The organism is Desulfovibrio sp. 1214_IL3152, assembly GCF_036763055.1.
Lineage (GTDB): Bacteria > Desulfobacterota > Desulfovibrionia > Desulfovibrionales > Desulfovibrionaceae > Desulfovibrio.
Map to the genome: position 1 here is coordinate 1 of NZ_JBAIYW010000244.1, position 4,526 is coordinate 4,526.

The window sequence follows — 4,526 nt, forward strand, 5'->3', positions numbered from 1 at the left end:
GGCCGCGCCCCTGCCTTTGCGGAGGAAATCCCACGCAGTCATGCCCGCCGCCCCTGCCGCAATGCTGCCCCCAACAGCCGTTGTGCCTGCCAGGGCCACGCTGGCTGTAGGGTTTGTTTCCATAAATTCCGTTGCCGATTTCAAGCCCCAGTCAACGCCGCCCTTAACTTTTGCAAAAAAGCCGTCCATGGCGGCTTCCCAGGCGTTACCAAGGGAGTCAAACTTTGATTGGGTGGAGGTCTGCACACGCTCAAAGAACTTGTCCACGGACTCAAGGGGGTTGCCTTCAACAGCAGCGAGCACCTCGGCACGGCGCTCCCCACCATTGGCAAGGGCTACCGCAGCCTGTCGTGCCTGACGGTCAGGTATAACTTTGCTGAAAAGCTGAATTTGTCGGCTTGAAAGCTGCATTTTAAGCGCTTCTTTCTCTTTCCCATCTGCCTTTTCCCATTGGGCATGCAGCTTTTTGTACAGCTTGTCTTTTTCCACCACGCCCTTTTGGATGGCATCCACAAGCGCCATGTTCATGTCGCCACCGCTGGCGGCGGTACGCTGATAGATAGCTGTAAGATTAACCTTTTTTTTAAGCCTTTTCTCGGCCACGTCACCACTGCGAAAAGCCTGTAGGTTTGCATAAAGCATCGCGGCTTCATCGCTGGAGCCAGCCGCATCGCGCAGAACCTGCAAGTTTGAAAAGTGATAGGCCGCGCCTCTTACGCCCAGCATGTCCGGCGCGTTGGTAAAAATGCCGGGCATATGTTTGGCCATGTCCTTGGTTTCAAACGCCCCCACGCTCCCCGCATTGGCCGCCATACCAAGGACAATTTCAACGTCTTCAGCCTTGAATTGCTTGGCCTTAAGACCTGCCGCGACCATGTTTGCAAGGTCTGCACCTTCGGAGGCTGTGGCCGTAGCCGTACGCTGAATGCCCGGCAATACTTTGTCAGTCGCTGCAAAATCTAGCCCGGCCTGAAAAAGTGCCCCTCGCGTTGCCCGCGCGCCTTCCAGAGTGCCGCCGCCATACTTAACGGCAGAGGCATCAAGCTCCCGCAATTTCTTGACGTCAACTTCCGCTATGTTCGCGTCATCAAGGTATTGGCGTTCACGGCTGACAGGCGCGTCAATCGCCTTTTTTGCAGCATACCCACTCGCAGCAAGGCCCGCGCCAGTTTTCCAGACGCCATCCATGCCCCGGCCAAGGCGTTGCATATGGCTGACAGTGTCACGGGCGGTCTGCCCTACGCCGCGCAAGGTGCGGCGTAGGGCAGACGCCCGTTGTTCGGCCCTTTGCAGATTGCCGCCGACCTCTCTGGATTCGCTGGCAATGGCATCCATGCTTCTGGCCGCGTCCTTGGCCTCTTTGCCGATAGCGTCCATACTTTTGGCCGCGCTCTTGGCATCTTTAGCCATGCCTTTCATGGCTTCGCCCTTGCCGATTGCGTCTACAGCCGTGCCGGTTTTGGCGGCGGATTTACCCAAGCTGTCCAGAGCAGTGCCCGCAGGGCGCGACAGGCTATCTTTGAGCTTCAGTTCCGCTTGTACTTGCAGGTCGGACATGGCGCTTCCACTTTCGCCAGTTCTGGCGTTTGGTTACAACGTTTCTTGCTTTGGGTTTGGCGGGGAATAGCACGTCAACAAAAACTTCAGCCTCCGGCAGGGACATGGCCCGGACCTCGGCCAGGGTAAAACCACGGCCTACCAGCGCGGCCTCTACTTCGCGGAGGCGGCGGAAGATTCCGCGCTGGAGGCCAAGAGCTTTTTTGCAAGCTCATCCTCCACAGCCAGAAGAACGCCATATTCCGGCGCGGGCAAACCGGCCAAAAGCTCGGCAGTGATGGCATCAGCAGGAATTTCACCCAGGCGGGTTATGGTGCGTGACCACTTGTGGCGATTCATGCGGGCGTTGCTGGCATCCGGCCCGGCATCTTCAATGGCGGCCTCCACATCTTCCAGGGTGGGGACGCGCATGGTAAAATCTTTATGCATCTGCCCGTTGAATTCTATACCGAAAAGCAAAGTACCGTCAGTTGTAAGTCTGGACATGGATTACTCCTTTACTTCATCCACAGCAAAAAGGGTGAGATCGCGCTTGGCTTCGCCTTCGCTTTCGTATTGGGCGCTTACATCCTGAACGCAGCAGCCGGTATATGCCGTGCGCTGCCCCTTGCCATTGACCGGGTAAATAACCAGTTTGGCATCGCGCACCTTGGACCAGTTACGCTCCTTGCCATTGGCCGGAATTGGTACGGCCACAGTAAGCTCGTAAGTGGTAACACCCTGGCAGAACCCGGCAATGCGAGCGCGGCGGTTCATGGTTTTCACGGGCAGGCAGCCGGTATTTTCCTTAACGCTGAAACTGGCGCACTCGATTTCTTCGCCGTCCACCTCAAGGACGATTGCGCCCACGAATTCTTCCATAGCCATTGGCGGCTCCTTTTTGGGTTTAACGGGCGACAAAAAGCAAAGCCCGCACTGCCACAATAGTGGCAGCGCGGGCCAAAGAAAGACTGGCGCACGTCAGCGGTTGACTAGTCGTCTATTGCCATATGAACGGTTTTTTCTACACGATGACGAGTGATGAAGGAAGTTTCTTCCAAAGAGTTAAGCGTGCTGACTGAGAAATTCTTCGCGTGTCTGATAGACATATAATTCGAAGCTAAAACATTTAAATCGGTAAAAGCATTTGCATATCCAAACGGCAATTGTACATGCTCATACTTTTTATAGAAGGCGTCATTCCTTTTCTGCCACGCCTTACCGGCAGGCGTATTAAGACCACCCTGTGCAAATTCTGGCTTCTGCTTGAGCAGTTTTAAGGCATTATATGATTCTTGAACAGCCTCTTTATACTCTTTTAGTTGCGGATATTTTTCCAAAGAGAAGGTTCCATATTCAAGGCTTGAAGCAAACGTAGGCTCTATAACTATTTTCCCGGCCGCATCTCCGAGTACGGCAGGTGTTTTTATGCGCTCCATCAATGCATTAATGATGGCGGGCATGTCTTCATTGTCAGCATTTTTTATATTCGGCTTGATTATCAGCGTTTCGTATACAAGCACGTCATCGTCGTCTTTTTCTTCCGCGAAGGCAGGCACAGCCAGAAGCAGAAACAGCAGACAGGCGAACAGTTTTTTCATGGTGGGCGGCTCCTTATATGTGGTTGCCGATAGGGTACAAAAAGCCCCTTGCCGGGGCAAGGGGCTGTAAGGCCTTGCGCGATAGTTGGCACTGGCTGAAAAAGTGGCAAATCTGCCCCAAAATACTTGTGGACATGCGCAGTCTGCCATGCTGTCTTGCTGTGACAGGAGGAGATATGAAACTTGAGCAGGTAGAAAACATTGCAGATGCCGCACGGGCTGGGGCATCTTTTGGCTTTTCCACGGCTATGGGTTACGCCATAGACCAATTGCTTGCTGCGGCAAGAGCTGCAAAAGATGAACGTACCGGAGCCGTGGCTACCGCGCTGGCGAGCCTTTTACACGAAAGCAGGCAGACGGCGCATGATGAATTTATAGGCTCGTTCAATGTGGACGTAGTGGATAGCGTGCAGTAAAAAGCCCCGCTCTGGCGGGGCTTGTGGGCTATTCTTTTTTGTCAGGTTCGGGCGGCTCTGCCGCTGCCTCGGCATCCCGCCGCTGTTGCGCAAGCCACTCTCGCAGTTGGTCTTTGCTGCCAGTGTCCAAAGCGACCAGTTTCCAACTGCCATTGTCATCGGCAATTAACACAAGGCTCTTTTGCATTGCCAGCGCGGCAATGGCTTCCTTGATGTGGTCCCGGCTATCAGCCAGCGCCCGCGCCAAGACCTGCGTCTGCTCACGATTTGCAGCGAAGTTTTTGGCGTTGGTGTCGAGCGACTCCCTGTGACGGAGACTGCTCTTGTAGATGTCGCCAACAACAGAAGCCATCCAGAGCGCAAGGAACAGGTAGAGCAAACCGTAAATGCATATTTTTTCAAGGTCCATAACCTTCTCCCTACAGCAACAAGTCCACGCGGGCGGCCAGTACATGCAGGCCGTTGACCACGTCGGCGGGTATTTTGATGTTAAGGCGGTTGGGGTCTTGCAGGTCGCGCTCGGCAATGACGCCCTCGGCGTTGGCCGTAACCTCTTCCAGAATTTCCAGCGTTTCGAGATTGCGCAGTACGTCCAGCACTTCGGAGCGTACCTTGGCCGGTGTGCGGGCCGAGAGCTTTTCGCGCGGGAAGCGCAGGTCAACGCGCTCTTTGACCGCCTTGCAGGTGTAATCAAGTGTGCGGATGGTCGTCATGTCCAGCATGCTGATATCCGTAGCGCCTACGGCATTGCGGGTATAGGTGCTGACGGCGCGGACAATCTGCACTGTTTCGCCCGGCCCGACCTCCAGAGGGGTGACGCCGTTTTTGAGCATGGTTTCCTGCTCATTGCGCGAGAGGCGGGCAGCCACGGGGGGCGCGGCAATGCCGGAAAGTTCCAGCGTGTTCAGGGGGCGGGCCGGGTCTTCTTCGCTGGCGGCAACGGCGGCGTAAGCGGCGGCAAGCTCTTCGGGCA

Annotated in this window: 7 protein-coding genes; 1 reads left to right on the forward strand and 6 read right to left on the reverse strand. The window is 55.3% G+C overall.

Annotated features, from left to right (window positions below; all coding sequences use genetic code 11):
• From V6C07_RS05090 to V6C07_RS05105, 4 genes are all read right to left on the reverse strand, one after another.
• Positions 1 to 1,557: hypothetical protein (locus V6C07_RS05090; RefSeq protein WP_333535280.1), on the reverse strand; the 1,557-nt coding region annotated here is incomplete at its 3' end.
• Between the two features lie 153 nt (positions 1,558 to 1,710).
• On the reverse strand, positions 1,711 to 2,043 hold the full coding sequence (locus V6C07_RS05095) for a phage tail assembly protein (protein ID WP_072312639.1): 333 nt from the start codon (positions 2,041 to 2,043) through the stop codon (positions 1,711 to 1,713).
• 3 nt (positions 2,044 to 2,046) lie between these two features.
• Positions 2,047 to 2,424 (reverse strand): phage tail protein, encoded by a 378-nt coding sequence (locus V6C07_RS05100; RefSeq protein ID WP_296983568.1) that lies wholly within the window; start codon positions 2,422 to 2,424, stop codon positions 2,047 to 2,049.
• Between the two features lie 104 nt (positions 2,425 to 2,528).
• Positions 2,529 to 3,137, reverse strand: coding sequence for a hypothetical protein (locus V6C07_RS05105; RefSeq protein WP_333535282.1), 609 nt, complete (start codon positions 3,135 to 3,137; stop codon positions 2,529 to 2,531).
• A gap of 176 nt (positions 3,138 to 3,313) precedes the next feature.
• Between V6C07_RS05105 and V6C07_RS05110 the strand changes: the two genes are divergently transcribed.
• Complete coding sequence (locus V6C07_RS05110; RefSeq protein WP_333535283.1) at positions 3,314 to 3,553, forward strand: hypothetical protein; 240 nt, start codon at positions 3,314 to 3,316, stop codon at positions 3,551 to 3,553.
• A gap of 28 nt (positions 3,554 to 3,581) precedes the next feature.
• Here the strand turns inward: V6C07_RS05110 and V6C07_RS05115 are convergent, their stop codons facing one another.
• Entirely contained in the window at positions 3,582 to 3,962 is a 381-nt protein-coding gene (locus tag V6C07_RS05115; RefSeq protein WP_333535284.1) for a hypothetical protein, read from the reverse strand.
• Between the two features lie 10 nt (positions 3,963 to 3,972).
• The coding region (locus V6C07_RS05120; protein WP_333535286.1) for a phage tail sheath C-terminal domain-containing protein at positions 3,973 to 4,526 on the reverse strand (554 nt) is incomplete at its 5' end.